This is a genomic window from Vibrio sp. FE10, from assembly GCF_030297155.1.
Classification (GTDB): domain Bacteria; phylum Pseudomonadota; class Gammaproteobacteria; order Enterobacterales; family Vibrionaceae; genus Vibrio; species Vibrio apostichopi.
The window spans coordinates 508,977-531,369 of sequence record NZ_AP028068.1 but is presented as its reverse complement, the minus strand read 5'-3'; the positions used below and the strand labels follow the sequence as shown (position 1 = coordinate 531,369).

Below are 22,393 nucleotides of genomic sequence, written 5' to 3'. Positions count from 1 at the left end.
CCTGATAATTTCATGATTCAATGAGTGGCTACAGCTCATTAATGGTATTTATTTGGTAAATTCTCGCCTTTCACATGTAACTTTTTGTTTTTAAGGAAAGAATCTAAGTATTAGACTATGTGCCTACTTGTTGCTTCCATAGTTTTGCATACAACCCTTCTTTCTCCACCAATTCATTGTGAGTTCCACTTTCACAGACCTGGCCCTTGTCGAGAACAAGAATGTTATCCGCATGACGAATGGTGTTAAGGCGGTGTGCGATGCTAATTACGGTTCGTCCTTGGCAGATCTCCTCCATATTACTCATGATGGCCGCTTCCGAGTTATAGTCGAGTGCTGATGTTGCTTCATCAAGAAGTAAAATCCTAGGGTTCACGAGTAGGGCTCTTGCTAACGCAATGCGTTGACGCTGGCCGCCAGATAAAGACCCCCCTTTTTCCCCAACGGGCTGATTAAACCCGTGGGGAAGTCCTTCAATGAATTCCAAAGCACCAGCAAGCTGCGCAGCATTGCGCATTTCCTCATCAGTAGCTTGAGGCTGACTTAGGCGGATATTCTCAGCAACGCTCCCAGAAAAGAGAATACTTTCTTGCAATACCACACTCATGTTGCGACGTAGCGAAATTGGGTCGGCTATCGCGAGATCCATACCGTCTACCAATACTTGACCATGTTGAGGGACATACAAACGTTGCAATAGCCGAGTGATGGTACTTTTTCCTGAGCCTGACGGCCCGGTGATGCCGATAAACTGGCCCGGTTTTATTTCTAACGATAAGTTGGCCAACACTTCGGGAGAGTCTTCGTGATAACGAAAGCGAATGTTACTAAATTCGATACCTCCATTGAGTTCAGGAACAGAAGCTAACCCTTGTTTTCCATTTTCTTTTGGTTCATCAAGAATATCGCCCACTCGCTTTAGTGCAATAAGAGTATGTTGGAAGTCTTGCCAGATTTGCGCAAGTCGAAGTACCGGCTGAGTCACGTGGCCGGCTAACATATTGAAGGCCACCAATTGTCCGGGAGTGAGCTCACCGTTAAGTACTTCGCTGACTCCCCACCACAGGAGCAGTGCCGCAGTCAGTTTTTGTATTAGCCCTATGCCTTGCCCTGCAATAAGTCCTGATTTTTGAGCATCAAAGCTACGGTTTAGTTGTTGGCTGAGAATATGTTGCCATTGATGTAAAAATCTATGTTCAGTAGCTGTGGTTTTAATGGTTTCAATGCCTGTTACCGCTTCCGTTAGAAAGGTCGTGGCATCGGCATCCGATTCGTATTCTGATTCCACTTTTTTTCTTATTATTGGGCCAGCAATAAGCCAAAGTAAGAAATAGATAAAAAGTGAACCGATTACTAGCCAAGTTAGAGTCTTGGCATAATGGAACATAACAGCAAGAAAGACGGTAACAAAAATGAGGTCGAGCAATAACATCAACGTCGAACCGGTCAAAAACTGGCGAATTTGAGCCATTTCACGAACTCGAGCAATGATTTGTCCCGTCTGACGCTGCTTGAAGTAATTGAGGGGGAGGCCAACTAAATGGCGATAAAGGCGTCCTGATAGCTCTGCATTTACTTGACTTGCGAGGTGGCCAAATACGGTATTACGCAAGTAACTGTATGCTGGCTCTGCAATGGCAAGAGCAAGCATCGCTATGGCGAGCACATGTAAACTGGATAAGCTGCGGCCGACTAGCACTTTATCGATGACATTTTCAAACAACATCGGGCTGACAAGTGCGAATATTTGAAGGGCAATGGCATAAAAAAACACATCTCGCATTTGGCTCTTTTGACGCCAAATAGAGGGGGCAAACCAGCTAAGACCAAATTTCACTTCTTTGCTACTTAGTCTTTCATCCGCGACCAACATTACCTTGTACGTTGATGAGTGACTATTCGGACTAAGCTCACTCTGCTGCTCCAATTGAGTGGCTGGGTCATATAAAACAAAGGGGCCATCAGCTGATTTAGTTAGCACTTTCCAACTATTGTCGATTTCAATTAAAACGGGCAGCGGGAGGGTATTTAGCTCGTTCGATTTTACTCTCGTCACTTGACTTTTTAGGCCAATATAATCTGCAGCTTCCCTTATTTCCAAGTCATTTAAATTGGAATGACTGACGCCTAAAGCATGCTTGAGCTGTGTCTTGGTCGACTTTTTGTGGAAATAGTTACCCGCATAAACGACGGCGTCGATTCCGCAATTATCTTGTGTGATAGAAACGCTATTTCCCGTTGTTGATAAGGTCATATCCATACTTATCTCTCTCTTAGCGATTCTGCTTGGTATTCGCGTATTGGGCTCAGTAGATAGTCGATAACACGACGTTTATCTGTTTTTATTTCCGCAACTACAGACATGCCCGGTGTCAATTCAATGCTTTTACCGTTGATTAAGATGTTGTTATTCATTAACTTAACTTGGGCTGGGAAAACGAGTCCCAAGCGTTCGTCTGTAGTAGAATCACGAGAAATGCTCAATAGCTCTGCTTCGATAGTACCGTAACGAGTGTATGGAAATGCATCTACTTTTACTGTCACTGACTGTCCAGGGTAAACAAAACCTACGTCTTTGTTGAGAATTTGTATTTCCGCCTGCTGTACTGCATTTTCAGGGACAATAATCATCAAATTTTGTGCTGGTTGAAGTACTGCTCCTAGCGTGTAAATACTGAGTTGCTGAACCGTACCATCGACAGGGGAACGGATGATTTCTAACTGTTCACGCTCACGAACTTTAGACAACTCCTGAGCTAAACCCCCTAGTTGCAATTTCGCTTGTTTTCTTTTTTCGAGCCATTCTCTGTGTTTTTGTGCTTTGAACCCCGTCAGCCTTTCTTCAAGACTATGATATTGCGACTTTAGAACCTCTAATTCAGCTCGTTGTTGCGACACTTGGCGCTTAACTTCCAGCAGCTCTTTTTCTTGCTCTAGATACTCTACGTGTCCAATGACTTTTATTTGATTCAACGTTTTTCGTGCCGCAAGTCTCTGACTAATATTTTCGGTTAACTGGATTAATGCGTTGATGTCACTTTGACGAGCCGCTTGTGATGTTTTGTTGACCTGCATTTCTGCTTTGATACTTGCAAGGGTCGACTCATATTCACGTTTCTCACTCAAGAAGTTTTCATTGATCAACGCTTGTTGTTCGAGTGGTAAGGCTGAAAATAATAGGTTCTTAGATAGTGGTAGGCCACTATTTAAAGATTGGTATCGAATTAGGTCGTTAGTCTGAAATTCAGACTGAGTGATTAAACGGGTAATGTCTTGATTGATGCCTAAGGTATCAAGAGTAAGAAGCGGCGCACCTTCTGTCACTCGCTGCCCATCTTTGACGTGAATAGAGAGAACTCGGCTTTGTTCATAAGATTGAATCACTTGTGATCGGCCAGATACAACGAAACGCCCGGTAGCTGTCGCTTGTATATCTAATTTCCCCCAATACGCCCAAATTAATACAGCAATGACTCCCAAGCTGAGAGTGATGGCCGTTATTCGAGCAAATGGTGAAGGAGGGCGTTGTGATAGGGCGAGGTGCGCAGGCAAAAACTCGTAATGCTTCTCAGTCGCTTGGTTTATTTGAAATTTGGCCAAGAATCGCTTGATGACACTTTTCATGCGTTTGAATCCTCTTGTTTGAGCTCTTGCTGAAGTTGCCACAATTGTTTGTACTGTTTGCCCAATGTGATTAACTGCTGGTGGCTACCTTGCTCGACGATATTACCTTGGTGTAGAACGATAATTCGGTCGCAATCTCGTACGGTGGATAACCGGTGAGCGATAGTGATGACCGTACGACCCTTCGCGATATTTGCCATATTGGATTGAATCAACGCTTGTGATTCGTCATCTAGTGCGCTCGTGGCTTCATCCAGGATCATAATTTTGGGGTCTGAAAGTAGAGTTCGCGCAATCGCCAGGCGTTGTCTCTGCCCGCCAGAAAGGGACTGCCCACCTTCGGCTAAGATCGTGTCATAGCCGATTGGGAGCTTCATGATAAATTCGTGAGCTCCAGAAAGTTTCGCCGCTTCGATAACCTCTTCTAAGCTAGCTTCAGGTTTCGATTGGGCAATATTTTCACAAACACTGTTGTTAAATAGGTAGTTTTCTTGCAGAACTATGCCGATTTGTTGGCGCAGTTGCTGGATGCTAATTTGATTCAGTGGTGTGTTATCAACCGTTATTAACCCTTTTTCAGGGCTGTAGAGTCGTAGCAGTAATCGAGCTAGAGTACTTTTCCCTGAACCTGATGTTCCCACAACGCCTAATGTTTCACCTGCTTGGATATCTAGGGACAAGTTTTTAAGGGTCGGTGGGATATCTGGTTGGTAACGAAATAGGATGTTTTTGAATGAAATCGCGCCTTGTAATGCAATCGTATCGTTCCCTGTGTGTTGCTCCACAGGTAAATTGAGCATGTCTCCCAATTTTTCTAGTGCCACGCGCGTTTGAATAAATTGCCCCCATAACTCAACCATGCGTGATAAAGGTTGGGCTATATGGTTTGTCATCATATTAAAAGCGATCAGTTGGCCGATAGTCATTTCCAATGACAGTACTTCTGTTGCCCCTAACCACAGAACTCCTACACTTGTTACTTTTTGGATGAGTTGAACGACATGGTTGGATCGGTTGTTGAGTTGCTGAACCACGTACCCAGTAGAGACCATTTTTTCCGTTTGATCGTCCCAACGGCGAACAAAACGAGGCTCTACGGCTAAGCTTTTTAGAGTTTCGCTGCCAGCCACTGTCTCTGTGAGAAAAGAGGTATTTGTAGCGGCGTGCGTAAATTGCTCTTCTACCGCAGCTTGCATTCGAGGTGTTAGCCACCAAGCGAGAAATACATAAAGAGGGATGGTTGCAATAAATAGCCATGTGAGGGGAGGTGAAAGTAAACTCATTACGTAGAGAAAGACAAACATGAACAAGAACTCGACCGTTAAAGTAAACATCGAGCCTGTTAAGAATTCTCGTACTGTATCAAGCTCACGCACGCGAGTTACGATAGCTCCTACTTGGCGTGTTTTGAAGAACATTAGAGGAAGGCCAAACAAGTGTTTTACCAACTTAAGCCCTAATTGAATGTCAATCCTATTGGCTGTGTGTGCATATTGATATTCGCGCAAGCCACGAAGTATAACCTCTACAATACCAGTGATCACAAGCCCTATCACAAGCACGTCAAGGGTTGACCAAGCTTGATGTACAAGCACTTTATCCATCACAACCTGAAAAAATAGCGGTGAGATTAAGGCGAGTATTTGCAATACAAAAGAAAACAAAAAAATTTCCCCGAGTATTCTTTTGTGTTGCAAAAACTCAGGAATGAACCAGGTGATATCAAAACGTGATTGAGGTTGTTTTATTTCAAGCCAACTTTTGTTCCATATCGAGTTTATTTTATCATAGGGAATAACTTCAGGAGATTCTTTATTAGGGTTTTGTATTAAACAAGATTCTTTATTAGCTTTAGCTAAAATAAATGGTAAGCCTTGAGCATCAAATAGAATAACAGGTGTTGTTATATTGTTAATATTTTTTGTTTTTGAACGTTTAATTACAACATTAACTTTGTTGTTTGTTTGTATTTTCTTTAATTCATCGTTGAAGTTGTTTGATTCTTTAGTTGTGTTTTTTATATTCGTTATGTCTTCTTTTACGCCTAAAATACTTAAGTAGAGGTTTATACACTTCAGGGTTAGAACTTCATTTTGTGTCATTATTCAAGCTTCGTTGCTGATTTTTATGGTGTTTAAAAAAGGGCGGCATAGTATCAGCACGTACGTAACTCTTCAAATTTATATTTCTAATAACCACAACAAAAAACATGCAATATTCCTCAAAGAAAGTGCATTGTTTATTTTTTTTCATTGTGATAACGGGCGGTTTTAGTTGTTAAATTAATAGAATATATACTCTAAAACAAAAATAAAAGTAAGTTGATTCAAGTTTTTTTGGAGTGTAAAATTAATTTATAAAATATCATTAATAATTACTTGGTGTTTTTGTCTATTTTAATAATAGTTGTTTTAAGGCTAATCGAGCCGTTGTGTATAATTAATCAGGTTTAATTTATGACAGAAAAGTTTGTTCAAACAGTATCTAGTGTTAATTACAATAAAGGTGTTTTCTCTCTTTATTTCGTAGGTCAAGATCAAAACAATATGGCTAGCGGCGTAATGGCTGAAAATGATGGTGACCTCGAACTTAAACAAGTCGTTCATATGCCAGCTTCTGGTTTTATGTATATGGTCTCAATGGTTAAAAATATGCTCGAAGATCCTCGTATGTCGGCAGAATTTGACAAGCTAGTTGCAGCAGGTTTTTTACCTTCAGACGAGCCTAATGTTGAGCAGACTGAAGAAGTGCAGACAGAAGAAAAACCTGCGCCAAAGAAGAGAGCTTCTAAAGCTAAATAATAGCTGTATTCGGTGATATAGAGCCTATGTCTATTACACATCAATCAGCAAATCTTACCTTAGCTCAAATTAAAAATTTAATTGGTGGGGTGATGTTGTTAAGTCAGCATTCTCCTCTCCACAGCAGATACGTTGTTGCTGAATGGCAGCAGCGCATTATGCCGGCGTTTGAGCTAAACCAGTTTTGCTATTACGAAGATGAACAAGGTCGCCCAATTGCATTTTGTAATTGGGCGTTTTTGTCTGAGCAGAGTCGAGATGCACTGCTATCAGGGGATCGAGAAATCTCTTTATCTGACTGGCGGTCCGGTCAGCATATTTATATTCCAGAGATGATAGCGCCATTCGGGCATGGTCGAGAGGTCGTAAATGACCTTCGACGCCGTGTATTCCTTCCGTGGAAGGGGCAGAAAGTTTGCACTGTCCGCGGCAAGGTCGATGTTCAAAATGATCGCTGTATCAGAAAAGTACAGTGGTTTTCTATTTAACCCAAATTTAGAGTTTTTTTTATGGGAAAACCATTTTGGAGAAGTGTTGAATACTTCTTTACAGGGAACTATTCCGCCGATGAAGGTAACAACAACATTGTTGCTATCGGTTTTGGCGGCGAAATACATGCTCGTGGAGGTGATGATCACGTCACTGTCGGTTCAATTGGGGCGACGGTTTATACGGGTAGCGGAAATGATACGGTAGTAGGTGGTGCGGCATATCTAAGAGTAGAAGACTCTGTTGGCAACCTAAATGTAAAAGGTGCTGCCGGGTATGCGGACATTAACAAAAGTGGCGATGGGAACGTTTCATTCGCTGGCGCTGCTGGCGGAGTTTCTATTGATCATCTAGGTAATCGCGGTGACGTAAATTATGGCGGTGTTGCTGCATATAATGGGATAACCCGTAAAGGCCTAAGTGGTAATGTGACGTTTGGTGGTGCTGGTGGCTATAACAGCCTTTGGCATGAAACAAATCAAGGTAATTTATCCTTTACTGGAGCTGGAGCCGGAAACAAACTTGACCGAACTTGGTTCAATAAATACCAGGGCTCTAGCGGTAACGTGACGTTTGATGGTGTTGGTGCTGCCAACAGTATTAGCTCACGAGTAGAAACGGGTAATATCACTTTCCGTGGTGCTGGTGCCGATAACCATCTCGTTCGAAAAGGTAAAGTCGGTGATATAACATTGCAGGGTGCGGGCGCATCAAACCGTATTGAACGTACGCGACAATCGGATGATGTCTATGTGGAAACACGTGGCAACATTCGCTTTGAAGGCGTTGGTGGATACAACAGTATCTATTCTGATGTGGCACACGGCGATATTAATTTCTCTGGAGGCGGGGCTTACAACAAGATTACCCGTAAAGGGTCTGGTAACGATTTCAAAGGCGAAGGGTTAGCCAATGCCAATGCCGATGAAATCGTGCTTACTAAGGCTGTCATGAGCGGCTCTTGGGTTGGTCAAAATCATCAAGTGACGGGCATCGGCTCATCTCGTGAACCTAATACTTACCTGTTTGCATTCGCAGACGATACTTATACAAAAATTAACAAAGTTCAGCTTCGTAACGATCCTCAAACTGGCTTGTTAGAGTACTACTCTACCGCTTGGTATAAAGCGGGTAATCACCTTGATAACCTATCAGATCTAGATATCTCTTCTCAGGGAGGATTCAATGCTGTCAACATTAATGGCGCGTATACACTATCTGATCTCACGGTGGAACATCAACAGTCAGTAACAGTTCATGCTGTTGAGAAAGACCTGACTGAATATGAATGGGTTACATACGCAAACGGTGCCTTAATCGATGCTGAAGATGTTGTTTTGGCCGATGCAAAAATGGGTGGCCATGCTATTTCTACAAATGGCACAACAGTTGATGTTAAAGGTGTTAAGTCAAATCGTAAATCAAACACGTATGTATATGCGAAAGTGCTTGGCCCTTATACAAAAATTGTGGTGGTTGAATTAGCAAATGATTCAGAAACTGGCGAGTTAAAGTACCAGGCCCGCTCTTGGTACAAAGAAGGTAATTACACCGGAAATTTGGCCAATGAGGATATTTCGTCAGCAAATGGTTATCACTCAATGGGTCGAGGTGGGTATTCGCTGAGTGATCTTCAGTACAGTGTAAATGCGGTAAGAAGTACTAGCGAAACGGTCGCAGATATTGACGAGTACAATGAACAAGCATTGATTAAACCTGCTACAGATACCGGTGAAAGCTCAGGAGATGTGCGTTTTAATGGTGTTGGTGGTGGTAACGTCATCAAGTCCAATGTTACCCGCGGTGATGTTCATTTTAATGGTGGAGGGATTGCCAACGTTATCCTTCACAGCTCTAAGTTTGGTGATACTGAATTTATTGGTGGTGGCGCGGCTAACGTTATTGTTAAAAGTGGCGATGAAGGCGATCTCACTTTCCGTGGTGCTGGCTTGGCTAACGTATTAGTCCATCAGAGCAAGCAAGGCAAAATGGATGTCTATGCAGGCGGTGCGGTCAATGTATTGGTTCGTATTGGTGATGGCGAATACTTAGCTCACTTACTTGCTTATGGCAATATTTCAGTTCAGAAAGGTAACGGCAATAGTCGTTTGACTATGCTAGGCGGCTACAACACGCATACCCAAATTGGTTCTGGCAACGGGTTGTGGTTAGCGGTCGGTGGCTTTAATGTCATGACACAGGTTGGTAAGGGTGACATCGCTTCTGTACTTGTCGGTGGCGCGAATGTCATGACTAAAGTGGGTGACGGTGACCTCACGGCAGGTATGCTTGGTGGTGCCAATATCATTACTCATATTAGCGGTGATGATACGGCCTCAAATACGACCGCAGTCGCACTTGGTGGTGCAAACATCCTAACCAAAAAAGGCAATGGCAATGCGCTTGCCGTTATGGGAGGAGGCGCTAACGTACTTACACATGTTGGTGATGGCACGACAACTGGCGTCATGGTTGGTGGGGCGAACATTCTAACCAAGGTGGGCGATGGTGATACCACTGGCATTATGTTGGGTATTGGTAACGTACTGACTCATGTCGGCGATGGCCAAACAATTGGCGTAATGGGTGCTGCGGGTAATATCTTCACCAAAGTAGGCGACGGCACTTCAATAGCAGCTATGATCGGCGTAGGCAATATCTTCACTCACGTTGGTGAAGGCAACGCGTGGGCGCTAATGGGTGGCCTAGGCAATGTATTTACCAAGGTTGGTCATGGTGATGCATTAGCGCTTATGGTCGCGGAAGCCAATGTCTTTACGCATATTGGTGATGGTACAACAGTCGCATTAATGGTGGCGAAAGGTAATATCGCAACCAAAGTGGGCAATGGTACTTCGATAGCCGCGATGGTAGGTAACGCAAATATATTCACTCAGGTGGGTAATGGCAGCACGTTTGCTGCAATGCTTGGCCAAGCCAATATCATGACTAAAGTGGGTAATGACCTAACTGCTGCATTAATGATCGGTAAAGCGAATATCTATACTCACGTTGGTGATGGCACAAGCTTAGGTTTATTTGCTGGCGAACTAAACGTGATGACGAAAGTGGGTAATGGAACAACCTTAGCCGCGATGTTTGGTAAAGCAAACATTATGACTCACGTAGGAGATGGTCTTACTGGCGTACTAGCCCTTGGTGAAGCGAATATCATAACGAAAGTCGGTGATGACTTCATGGGTGTTGTCGCCGCTGCGAAAGCAAACGTAGTGACCCATGTTGGTGATGCAACAACCGCAGCTGTGTTGGCGGGTAAAGGTAATATCTTAACCAAAGTTGGCGAAGGAACCGCCGTTGGTTTACTGATATCAAAAGTGGGCAATGTCATGACCCATGTGGGTGATGGTACGACTATTGGTTTGGCGAAAGGCAAAGCTAACATCATCACAAAAGTGGGCGATGGATTAGGCGTTAACGTGGCCTGGGGACAAGCAAATATCTTCACTCACGTCGGTGACGGTGATCGATACAACTTCGCCAAAGGTGAAGCGAACATCATTACCAAAGTAGGTGATGGTCAAGAAGTTTCTGTGGTTCAAGGTAAGGCGAATGTCATTACTCACGTCGGTAATGGCGATGATTACACGGGAGCTTGGGGCAAAGCGAATATCATTACGAAAGTGGGTGATGGCCGTAATGTTGTTTTAGCGAAAGGTGAAGCGAACATCATTACTCAAGTGGGTGACGGAGATAGCTTCAACGCACTTTGGAGCAAAGGCAATATTGTCACTAAAGTCGGTGATGGTATGCAGGTCACGGCGGCGAAAGGTAAAGCTAACATTACGACAACCGTGGGTAATGGCCTGAGTGTAACGGCGGCCTATGGTGATGCGAATATCAACACCAAAATTGGTGACGGTATTTCAGTTAACGTTGCATGGGGCAAATATAACGTCAACACCAAAGTGGGTGACGGTCTCAATGTTGCGGTGATGAAAGGCAAAGCAAACGTGAATATTCACGTAGGTGATGGCTTAGGGATTAACGCTTCTTATGCTAGAAATAACGTTGCTATCAAAGTGGGTAACGGTGATTTCTATAGCCTAGCCGTCGCGTCAAGTAACACTAGCAGCAATAAGCTTTCCGCACTGTTTGATAATATTAAACAAACTCTTCTTGGAGTGGGTGGCAGCCAAGCGATTAATTACCTAGTTCAAGGTGATGAAGCTTCGTCATCAGGAATTCAGAAAGGGCGAGGTGCTATTTCAACGCCTGAAATCACGAAACTTGATGGTTTCGCTCTGGATGAAATCGAAGAAGTAGGTTCCGATCTAGGAGATGGGCTAAGTGGAAGCGTGACTAACGTTGAAACGCCTGATCTCAGCAGCATGGAAAATGAACTCAACATCGAAGAGTCTTCAGATCAAGCGCAAGCACCTAACCTGATCGTTAATGGCGATTTTGAACAAGGTGGCGACGGTTGGGAATCTACTCATGGCGTAGAAGCATCATATTCAAGTAGCGCTTATGGCGTAAGTGGCGAAGGCCATGGCTCACGTGTAACAGAGCTAGATACTTATACTAATACAAGTCTTTCTCAAGATTTAACGGATTTAGCGGAAGGTGAAGTCATTGCGGTTAGCTTTGATTTTGCAAAGCGTGCAGGCATTTCAAGCAATGAAGGCATAGAGGTTCTCTGGAACGGTGATGTTGTATTCTCAACCTCTGGCGATGAAGCAGCTTGGCAACAAAAAACACTTAAGTTGACTGCAAATTCTGGCAGCAACCGAATAGAATTCAAAGGCACAGGCCATAATGATGGGTTGGGCTATGTTTTAGATAATGTGGTGGCGAAATCTGAAACGTCACACCAAGCTAATGCTGTTGCCGATAATGCGGAACAAAATCAAGCTGCAAATAATGCAATGTCTGACAAAGAACGAGCGGAAGCCGATCGCCAGCGTTTAGAGCAAGAAAAGCAGAAACAACTTGAAGCTGTATCAGGTTCTCAGGCTCAATTAGAATCAACCGATCAAGAAGCATTAGAGAGTAATGGTCAAGCGCAGCGCGACGCTGTGAACGAAGAGTCTGAAGCGGTAACTAAAGATCTAACGGCTATGGCTCAAGGCCTTGATGTACTTGACAACAAAGCTGAGTATACGGGAGTGTCTGGTGATCATTGGCGCGATCGTTTTGCTGGTGGTCTTCTAAAGGATGTACAAACCCAATTAGACAATGCCAAAGATGTTTCTGGCGAGCAGATCGCCGATGCGAAACAGGCTCATAAAGACAACCAAAAGAACGTCAACGATTCGGTGGCTAAATCAGAAGCAGGCGTTGCGAAAGGCGAAGATAATCGTTCTAGTGCAGAGCAAGATATTGCGGACGCTAAAGCCGATGCTGATGCACGTAAAGCAGAAGCGGCCACGAAAACCAATGAAGCTAAACAAGCTGAATCGAATGCCAATAATTCAGCTAGAGACGCTGAAGAACGTGGTAATAGTGATGCCAGAAATGCTGAAAATAAAGCGAATCAAGCACAAGCGGACGCGAAAGGTTCTAAGCAAAACGAAAATGACCGCCCTGATCGTCAAGGTGCCTCTGGCAGCGGCTTATCTAATGAAAGTCACTCTATTCCGAGTGAAAAGACAACCAGTAGCGATGTCGATACGGTAAATCTACAGAGTGCCGACGGTCGATTCAGTGAAGGATTAACCGATCAAGAACAAGAGGCGTTAGACGGTGCGGTACAAGCCGTAAATCGACTACAAATCAATGCAGGCATTCGTACTAAAAATACCGGAAGCTCAGTCACTTCTCTGTTCACTGAGAGCAATGCAGATAGCATTGTGCTGCCAACTACGCACTCTCAGGATGTGGCTCGAAAAGAGATCCGTATTTCAGGCGTGGACTTAGAAGAGTTAAGTGGTGGACAAGGAAATCAAGCAACGGGTCAACATAGTTCAAAAAGTGTTCCTGGGTTTCAGGGTCATTTTTCCTCGACATCAATTGGTATAGAAAACGAACTATCTGGTCTAGTTGTTGTTTTACCTAAGAATTCAGCACAGACGTTTGGGTATGTGCATGATTCACAAGGTAACCCATTGTTCATGTTAACCAAAGATATGAATCAAGGCGGTTATAGCAACCCAGCTCGTATTGCGGATATCAATGGGGTGAACAACTGGCAGACGCACACAATTGAATTGGTTACGTATCCTAGTGAAACCAGTGATACGACGGCGGTTGAAAGTCGTAAAGAAGCAATGCTTTGGTTAGCGAAAGAGTTTACAGGCCATATCAACCAGTCAAACCACCAAAGCTTACCTCAATTGGTGAGTGATGATGGACACTTTACGCTGGTTATCTCGAATTCGAAGCATCTCATCGCGGCTGGTAACGGCACCGCAATTGAAGCTCAAGGGCAGACAATAGGGATGACCCCTAGTGGACAACAAGCCACGATGGGCATTAGTGCGAAAGAATTTGGTTCAAGCTCGTCATTGGAAGTAAGACTTCTAGAGTCGGCACCTTGGTACCAGTCGGGACTTAGAGATGAGTTTTTAGTCAACTCTAATGAGCACAAACTAGATGATCCGACGGCTGCGCAAAACGTGTTTGCCTATCTTACATCGATCTATTCAAAAACTGCAGATCTGGCCAAAGAGTACGGTATCTACATCAATGATTGGGATCCTGTATCGGAGGGTTTCTCTCCAAACGCTCAAGGGTTAACCGATCCGAAAGTAAAAAATGCTTGGGAGATATTGCCAAGAACTAAGCCGGTCAAAATGCTGGAACTTCTTAGTGCAGATGATTCACGATACGTGAGACAACAAATCATTGGTAAGCTGAAAGGTTCATATTCAGAAAGCCTTGCTAAGAGTGTATTTGAATACTTCCAGTATGGTGGCGAAGTGGCAGGACATGGCATCAACAACGCTACGACAGGAAATGTGCAGCAGCCAGAACCCGCTATCTTGTTTGAGTTCCGAAGCGTGCCGAACGTGTTAAGTGAATTTGTGCCTAAAACAGAATCCACGGCAAAAGTTGATGTGAAGGCACTCGATCATTTTGATTCTGCAAGCCGTAAAGCCATTATTGCTGAAGTGAACGCTTTGGTTAGTGGTAGTGATGATTTCGATACTTGGTATCAGGAGTATCGCGCAAGCAAAGGCCAACCACCAGTTAAAAAGCCTAAATCCAGTGCTTCTGCGAATCACAAAGCCGAATGGTTAATGACGCAGCATGCTGATAAATGGACAAAAATCACCGCGCCTTATATCGAAAGCAATGAGACGAGCACGTCAACACAAGCGAAGGTTGATACGGGCGAAGTGCTTAAAGGACTACAGGAAGACTTTAAACGCTATGGCGACGCGCTGAAACCGGATACTAGCGTGCCAGGAAAATCGAAAGACATTCGTACTACCAAAGATTTCCTAAATGGTTACAAAAACGACCATGCGAAGGATATCGTTGACGGCTTCCACTCAGACATGAGCATCAAGCAACTGGTGGATCTGTTTGTTAAGGGTAGCTGGAGTGCAGAGCAAAAAGGTGCGCTTGCTTGGGAAATCGAAAGTCGTGCGCTAAAAGTGACGTTTCAGAACAAGTCTGAGAAGTACAACCGACTGTTCCGTGAGATTGCCTCTGCTGGAGTGGTGGATGCGAAAGCCACCGAGCAACTTGCACCACAGTTAATGCTGATGAACCTATCGAACGACGGTTTTGGTGGACGCTGTGATCCACTTTCTAAACTTGTTCTGGTCGCCAAACAGCTAGAAAACGATGGTCAAGCCGGCGTTGCAAGACAACTGCTGGAGAAGATGTATTCTGCGGCCGCGGTGCTTAGCAATCCAACGCTTTACTCAGACAGTGAAAAAGCCAATGCAAGCAAGTTGCTCAGCAGCTTGGCAGCTATTCATGCGAAGAATCCAATGCATGATACGTCGATTAAAGTATGGCAGGAAAAGCTGGAAGGGAAGCAAGCGCTTACTGTAAACGGTGTGGTTGAAAAGATCACCGATGTATCGGCTAACGGTAAACCTGTGTTGTTGGAACTTGATGCTCCGGGGCATGCGATGGCGGCTTGGGCAAAAGGCTCAGGTGACGACCGTGTTTACGGCTTCTATGATCCAAATGCTGGCATTGTTGAGTTCTCTTCAGCAGAGAAATTTGGTGCTTACCTAAAGCGTTTCTTCGGTAAGTCCGATCTGAACATGGCTCAAAGCTACAAGCTGGGTAAAAACGACGCGGGTGAAGCGATCTTCAACCGTGTGGTGGTGATGGATGGCGACACGTTAGCGAGTTATAAGCCGACAATTGGTGATAAGACGACTATGCAGGGAATCCTTGATTTGCCTGTGTTTGATGCAACGCCAATCAGTAAACCGGAAGTTAGTGATGTCTTATCAGGCAATGAGAAGCACAAAGAAAATATAGCGATTGAAAATGAGGGTACGCCACCGCGCGACAAAGAGTCTATTAGTCCGTTAACTCGTTTCCTAAACAATGAGTTGTTCGGAACTAAAGATGCTCGTCGTAAGGTTGGTGATATCACTCAAACATTGCTAGGGCTTGCTGTCGAAAAAGGCGAGTCTCAAAAAGTGACTCTGAAAGGTGAAGCTGGTCGTTTGTCAGGATACTTCCATAAGGGGGCTAAAGCATCTGAAGGCGAAGAGAGTGTAGGGAACGGTAAAGTAGTGCTGTTCCTACACGGTTCTGGTTCATCCTCAGAAGAACAAGCGAGCGCAATTCGCAGTCATTATCACAAGCAAAATATTGATATGTTGGCTGTTAACATGCGTGGTTATGGCGAAAGCGACGGTGGGCCGAGTGAAAAAGGTCTCTATCAAGATGCCCGTACTATGTTCAAGTATCTCGTGAATGATAAGGGTATAGACCCAAGTAACATTATTATTCACGGGTACTCTATGGGCGGTCCGATTGCGGCTGATCTCGCGCGTTTCGCTGCTCAAAATGGTCAAGCTGTCTCTGGCTTGTTATTGGATAGACCAATGCCAAGCATGACCAAAGCGATCACTGCGCATGAAGTGGCGAATCCGGCAGGAATTGTTGGAGCTCTGTCTAAAGCGGTCAATGGCCAATTTTCCGTAGAGAAAAACTTGAAAGGTTTACCGAAAGATACGCCGATCATGCTGTTAACTGATAATGAAGGTTTAGGCGGCGAAGGTGAGAAGCTTCGTGCCAAGCTAGCGGTATCTGGCTTTAATGTGACCGGTGAGCAAACCTTCTATGGCCACGAGGCGAGTAATCGCTTGATGAGCCAATACGCTGAGCAAATCGTATCTGGTTTGTTTGACGCAGACCGCGTATCAGCCGATGCAAGTGAAGTACTAAAAGGCATCAAAAACGACCTTTCTCGCTACGGTGAAGCACTAAAACCAGACACAACGGTGCCAGGTAAATCAAAAGACATTCGCACTACCAAAGATTTCTTGAATGGCTACAAAACTGACCATGCGAAAGATATTGTGGAAGGTTTTAGACCTGATATGAATATCAAGCAGTTAGTGGACCTATTGGTCAAAGGTAATTGGAGTGCAGAACAGAAAGGTGCGCTTGCTTGGGAAGTCGAAAGCCGAGGTTTGAAGGCAACATTCCAAGCTAAATCGGAGAAGCATAATCGCTTATTCCGTGACGTGGCGTCTTCAGGAGTCACTGACGTTAAAGCCAGTGAACAACTTGCTCCTCAATTGTTGTTATTGAATTTATCAAACGATGGATTTGGTGGCCGTTGTGACCCGCTATCTAAGCTGATACTTGTCGCTAAACAGCTAGAAAGCGATGGTCAGGTTGGCGTGGCGAAAAAGCTGTTAGAAAAGATGTATTCAACAGCTGCAGTCTTAAGTAACCCTACGCTTTATTCGGAAACGGAGAGGGCAAACGCCAGTAAGCTAATGGATAGCCTTGCAGCGATCCATACTAAAAACCCAATGCATGATACTTCTATGAAAGTATGGCAAGAGAAGCTTGAGGGTAAGAAAGCTCTAACGGTTACGGGTGTAATTGAAAAGATCACAGACGTTTCAGTTGACAACAAGCCTGTCTTATTAGAGCTAGATGCTCCTGGTCATGCAATGGCTGCTTGGGCAAAAGGTGATGGAGAAAATCGTGTTTACGGTTTCTATGATCCGAATGCAGGTGTTGTAGAGTTTTCATCAAAAGACAAGTTTAGCACTTATTTGACTCGCTTCTTTGGTAAGTCTGATTTAAATATGGCTCAACGTTACAGACTGACAAAAAATGATGTTGGAGAAGCTATTTTCAACCGTGTTGTGGTGATGGACGGCAATACGTTAGCTACTTACAAGCCTACATTAGGTGACAAGACGACATTGCAGGGAATTCTTGATTTACCTGTCTTTGACGCAACACCAATTAAGAAGTCAACAGAAGTAAAAGTAACGGACCTTGAATCGTTAGGAAACAAGAAAAAATTAGTCGTTGATTTGTCTACCATTATGACGAAGCAAGAGTTGAAAGATGGCGGTAAAGTCTTTGCTAAACCGATTGGTGCTTCTTATCAAGCCATCTTGGATCAAGTTGAATTAGTGCATAGTTCTATTGGTCGAGATCAGGTGGGGGCGAGTTTTGAACTGAACAAGCAGATCAATAATTATTTGGCCGAACATCCAACCTCTGGACGTAACCTTGCGTTGACGACATTGAAAGAGCAAGTAAACACGGCGCTGTTCAGTGGCAAGATGAAAGTAACCCAAGAGAACATTGATGCTATCGCGCAGACGCGAACCGACTTGGCCGCTCGTATTTATGTTGTTGCTATGGAAGAAGCAAATGGCGAGCATGTTGGCCTAACGGACATGATGGTGCGCTGGGCTAATGAAGACCCATACTTATCGCCAAAACAAGGTTATGCAGGAGAAACTCCGAGTAACTTGGGCTTTGACGCGAAGTATCACATCGAGCTTGGGGAACAGTATTCTGACTTTAAACAATGGTTAGAAAAATCGCAGTCCACTGACTTGCTTAGTAAAGCTGTTTTGGATGAGGCAACAAAAACCGTTCACCTTGGCTATAGCTATCAGGAGCTTCAGGATCTGACGGGGGTTGAGTCGGTACAAATGGCTTTCTACTTCTTGAAAGAAGCTGCTAAAAAGTCTGACCCAATGACCAGTGACTCCGCTGAAATGATATTGCTGAAAAAATTCGCTGATCAAAGCTATATATCTCAGCTTGAGACAGATCGTATGGACCAAATTGAGGGTATATATCGCAGCAGTCATGAGACCGACGTCGACAACTGGGATCGCCGTTATTCTGGTGCTGGTTATGATGAGTTAAGCGACAAGCTTGCGGGTGCGAACGGCGGTGTTGAAGAACAATTGTCAGTACTTCTTAACGAGCGCAAAGGCCTCCTAATTGGGGAAGTTCATGGAAGCGATGTGAATGGTCTGCGCTTTGTTAATGAACAAATGGACGCGCTCAAAAAGCAAGGTGTGACAGTCATCGGCTTAGAGCATCTTCGTTCCGACCTTGCCCAACCACTGATCGACAACTATTTGTCCACAGGCATTATGTCTAGTGAGTTGAGTGCAATGATCAAAACTAAGCATTTAGATATTACGTTGTTTGAAAACGCCCGTACTAACGGGATGCGTATTCTTGCTCTAGATGCAAATAGTACAGCGCGACCTACAGTTCAAGGTACAGAGCATGGCTTGATGTACCGTGCTGGTGCTGCGAACAACGTTGCCGTCGATGCATTGCAAGCTCTTCCTGATGGCGAAAAGTTTGTCGCTATCTACGGGAAAGCGCACTTGCAGTCACATAAAGGCATCGAAAGCTTTGTTCCAGGTATTACCCATCGTTTAGGGTTGCCTGCACTTAAAGTGAGTGCCTCGGATCAGTTTGTCATCGAACAAGATGATAAGACTTTACGCACTGTCTACGATGATGTGGCGAACAAACCTAAGATTGATTTCCGAGCAAGCTTAAATGGCTCGGATGACACGGTTAAAAACAAAGACGTTAACAGTTGGGAACGCCTCATAGTATCCCCTCAATCTGACGGTGGTGAAACGCGCTTTGACGGTCAAATCATTATTCAAATGGAGAATGATTCTTCGGTTTCCAAAGCGGCTGAAAATTTAGCAGGCAAACATCCAGATAGTACCGTGGTTGTTCAGCTAGACTCAGACGGTAATTATCGTGTGGTTTACGGTGACCCGTCTAAGTTACCTAAAGACAAGTCAACTGGACAATTACGTTGGCAATTAGTTGGTCATGGTCGTGATGAATCTGAAAACAATAATACTCATCTAAGCGGTTACAGCGCAGATGAGTTAGCCGTGAAACTAGCAGCGTTCAATCAAGCGTTTAGTGAAGCTGAAAATGTGAAGGCTAACCCTGATCATATTAGTGTCGTCGGTTGTTCGTTAATCAGTGATGACAAACAAAATGGCTTCGGAAGACTTCTTATTCAATCGATGGGTGACAACGATATCCGCAGCAATGTTTCTGTCCGTAGCTCAGAAGTTGCTGTTGACTCGAATGGTCGTAAACATACCCGTGACGAAAATGGTCATTGGGTACAAAAAGAGAAAAGCAACAAAGTGACACTTAGCTGGGATGAACAAGGCAAAGTGACAGAAAAACATGAGCGTATCAGAAATGGTATCGCAGAAGGAGACATCGATCTTTCTCGAGTGGGCACTAGCGACGTTGATGATCTAGCTCGCGGCGCAATTGCTGAAAACAGTGATGTGTTCAATGCACCAGAAAAACGCAAGAATGATACAGAGTCCTCATCATCTGGTAGCAGTAAGAGCAAGCTCAGCTATTCTGGCAATATCCAAGTTAATGTCGGTGATGGTGAGTTTACTGCAGTTAACTGGGGCACTTCGAACGTAGGTATTAAAGTAGGTACTGGTGGCTTTAAATCTCTAGCTTTTGGTGACAACAATGTGATGGTTCATGTTGGTGATGGGGAAAGTAAACACAGCTTTGATATTGGTGGATATCAAGCTCTAGAAGGCGCACAGATGTTCATCGGTAATCGTAATGTGAGCTTCAATTTAGGGCAAAGCAACGATCTTATTGTGATGATGGATAAATCAATTCCTACGCCTCCTCTGGTTAATCCGTTTGACGGCGCCTCTCGAATCTCTGGTGTGTTAAAAAGCATAGCGAGTTCAGGTGAAGGTCAAGATTGGTTAGCCGCTCAAGAGCAGCAGTGGACATTATCTGGGGCTAAAAAGTTCGTTAAAGATATGTCTGGCTTAGATCAGAGTAGCAGTGTTGATTACACAAGCTTGGTTGACTTGGATTCTCAAAATGAACGCAGTAGCCGCGGCTTGAAAAATGACGCTGAAGCGACGTTAAACAAGCAATACAACCAGTGGTTAGGCGGAAATGATAACTCTGACTCAAGTAAAATGAGTCGTGCAGATAAGTTCCGTCAAGCGAATGAGAAGCTAGCGTTTAACTTTGCTGTTGGTGGCCAAGGTGCTGATATTCAAGTGACGACGGGTAACTGGAACTTTATGTTCGGTGATAATATCCAGTCGATTCTTGATACCAATTTGGGTTCGTTGTTTGGTCTTATGACTCAACAATTTTCCACAACGGGGCAAGCTAAAACAACGTTTACTTACAGCCCCGAAGATCTTCCCCGCCAGTTAAAAAACAAGCTTCTAGGCCAACTCGCCGGTGTAGGCGCAGAGACGACGTTAGGTGATATCTTCGGTGTGGATTACACAGCAGCAGGGCATATTGTGTCTCGTACTGGCGAATCAGTAGATGGTGTCGCAATCCTAAAAGAAATGCTGGAAGTTGTTGGTGAGTTTAGTGGCGATCAATTACAAGCCTTCGTTGACCCAGCTAAGTTGTTAGACAACCTAGAGTCGGGCGTCAATATGGGTGCTGACGGCATTAAGACGTTCGCAGAAACACACGGCTTGAAAGAAAAAGCACCGAAAGAGGAAGAAGATGATTCATCCGTTTCTGTTAATGGCACTAACGTCGCTGGAGCTCAGGATAACGGCGATGCAATAACGGCAGATAGCTCCGCTAAAGAAGATCGTGCATTTGGTTTTAATTCGCTAAATCTACCTAATTTGTTTGCGACTATTTTCAGTGAAAATAAGCAAACAGAAATGAAGTCACTGGTGGAAAACTTAAAAGAAAACCTGACGGCTGATCTACTGAATATGAAGGAGAAAACATTTGATTTCCTTCGTAATAGCGGTCATTTGCAAGGCGATGGAGACATCAACGTTTCTTTAGGTAATTACAACTTCAATTGGGGTGGTGATGGTAAAGACCTCGGCGCGTATCTAGGAGATAACAATAACTTCTGGGGTGGTCGAGGTGATGATGTCTACTATGCAACAGGAACATCTAATATTTTTACCGGCGGTGAAGGCAATGATATGGGTGTGCTAATGGGACGTGAAAATATGATGTTCGGTGGCGAAGGCAATGATACTGCCGTCGTTGCTGGACGAATCAATCACGTGTTCTTGGGTGCAGGTGATGATGAGTCGTTTGTCTTTGGTGAAGGTGGCGAGATTGACACTGGAACTGGCCGTGATTATGTCGTCACATCTGGTAACTATAACCGTGTTGATACAGGCGGCGATCAAGACTACTCAGTTACGATTGGTAATAATAACCAAGTTGAGCTGGGGGCTGGTAATGACTTCGCCAATGTCTTTGGCAATTACAACCGTATCAATGCTAGTGGCGGCAATGATGTTGTTAAGTTAATGGGTTATAACGCGGTGCTCAACGGTGGCGAAGGTGATGATCACCTAATTGCTGCTGCGCTTTCTAAGTTCAGCCAGTTCAATGGTGGCGAAGGAAGTGACGTGATGGTACTTGGTGGATTCCAAAATACCTTCAAGGGCGGCACTGGCGTAGATAGCTTTGTTGTAAGTGGTGACGTCATTGACAACCTCGTTGAAGACATTCGCAGCGAAGACAACATTGTTTTCAATGGGATTGATTGGCAGAAATTGTGGTTAGAACGCAGTGGCTATGATCTTAAATTGTCGATACTGCGCGATCCTGAAAGTGAAAGTGAAAGTGAAAGTGAAAGTGAAAGTGACCAAGCCAAGTTTGAACACATTGGTTCTGTAACTTTCAATGATTACTTCAATGGTAACCGTGCAGAAGTCGTTGTTGGTATGGGGGATAAGGATTCAGGAGGCGAACGAGAGTACACCACGTTATCTGATACCTCGATTGATGCGCTGGTTCAAGCCATGAGTGGATTTTCGCCTCAAGCGGGTGATAATGGTTTCATTGATAACCTTAATAGTAAATCTCGTGCTGCAATTACAATGGCATGGTCTGATACTTCTCACGGAAAAAAAGCATTTGCTTAGCTAATAAACTATATTATTTGATAATGATGTAGGCCGTCTTCTTGTTAACTGCGGAAGATGAGGTAAACAAAAAGCTCCAATAGTGATATTGGAGCTTTTTTGTATGTGCTATTTGGTAGTCAAAGGCGTGGCGTTCTAAACGGA

At 44.2% G+C, this 22,393-nt stretch carries 5 protein-coding genes and 1 pseudogene; 3 read left to right on the top strand and 3 right to left on the bottom strand.

Annotated features, from left to right (window positions below; translation table 11 throughout):
• Positions 1-115 precede the first annotated feature (115 nt).
• The 3 genes and pseudogenes from QUF19_RS19450 to QUF19_RS19440 all read right to left on the bottom strand — a co-directional run.
• Positions 116-2,212 (bottom strand): annotated as a pseudogene (locus QUF19_RS19450) (type I secretion system permease/ATPase); the annotation flags it as partial.
• A gap of 50 nt (positions 2,213-2,262) precedes the next feature.
• The gene (locus tag QUF19_RS19445) at positions 2,263-3,624 is read right to left on the bottom strand and encodes an HlyD family type I secretion periplasmic adaptor subunit (protein ID WP_286302407.1); all 1,362 of its coding nucleotides are present in this window, start codon (positions 3,622-3,624) and stop codon (positions 2,263-2,265) included.
• Positions 3,621-5,726, bottom strand: a complete 2,106-nt coding sequence (locus tag QUF19_RS19440; protein ID WP_286302405.1) for a peptidase domain-containing ABC transporter — start codon at positions 5,724-5,726, stop codon at positions 3,621-3,623. The genes QUF19_RS19445 and QUF19_RS19440 overlap by 4 nt, the downstream gene beginning before the upstream one ends.
• 354 nt (positions 5,727-6,080) lie before the next feature.
• Between QUF19_RS19440 and rtxH the strand changes: the two genes are divergently transcribed.
• From rtxH to rtxA, 3 genes are read left to right on the top strand one after another with little or no spacing between them, the layout of a single operon-like run.
• Positions 6,081-6,425: a protein RtxH gene (gene rtxH / locus QUF19_RS19435; protein ID WP_004732223.1), complete on the top strand. Its 345-nt coding sequence runs from the start codon at positions 6,081-6,083 to the stop codon at positions 6,423-6,425.
• A 26-nt stretch (positions 6,426-6,451) separates the two neighbouring features.
• Positions 6,452-6,913, top strand: a complete 462-nt coding sequence (rtxC, locus tag QUF19_RS19430; RefSeq protein WP_102436863.1) for an RTX toxin-activating lysine-acyltransferase RtxC — start codon at positions 6,452-6,454, stop codon at positions 6,911-6,913.
• Positions 6,914-6,934: 21 nt separating this feature from the next.
• Complete coding sequence (gene rtxA, locus QUF19_RS19425) at positions 6,935-22,249, top strand: MARTX multifunctional-autoprocessing repeats-in-toxin holotoxin RtxA (RefSeq protein WP_286302400.1); 15,315 nt, start codon at positions 6,935-6,937, stop codon at positions 22,247-22,249.
• Positions 22,250-22,393: the final 144 nt, after the last annotated feature.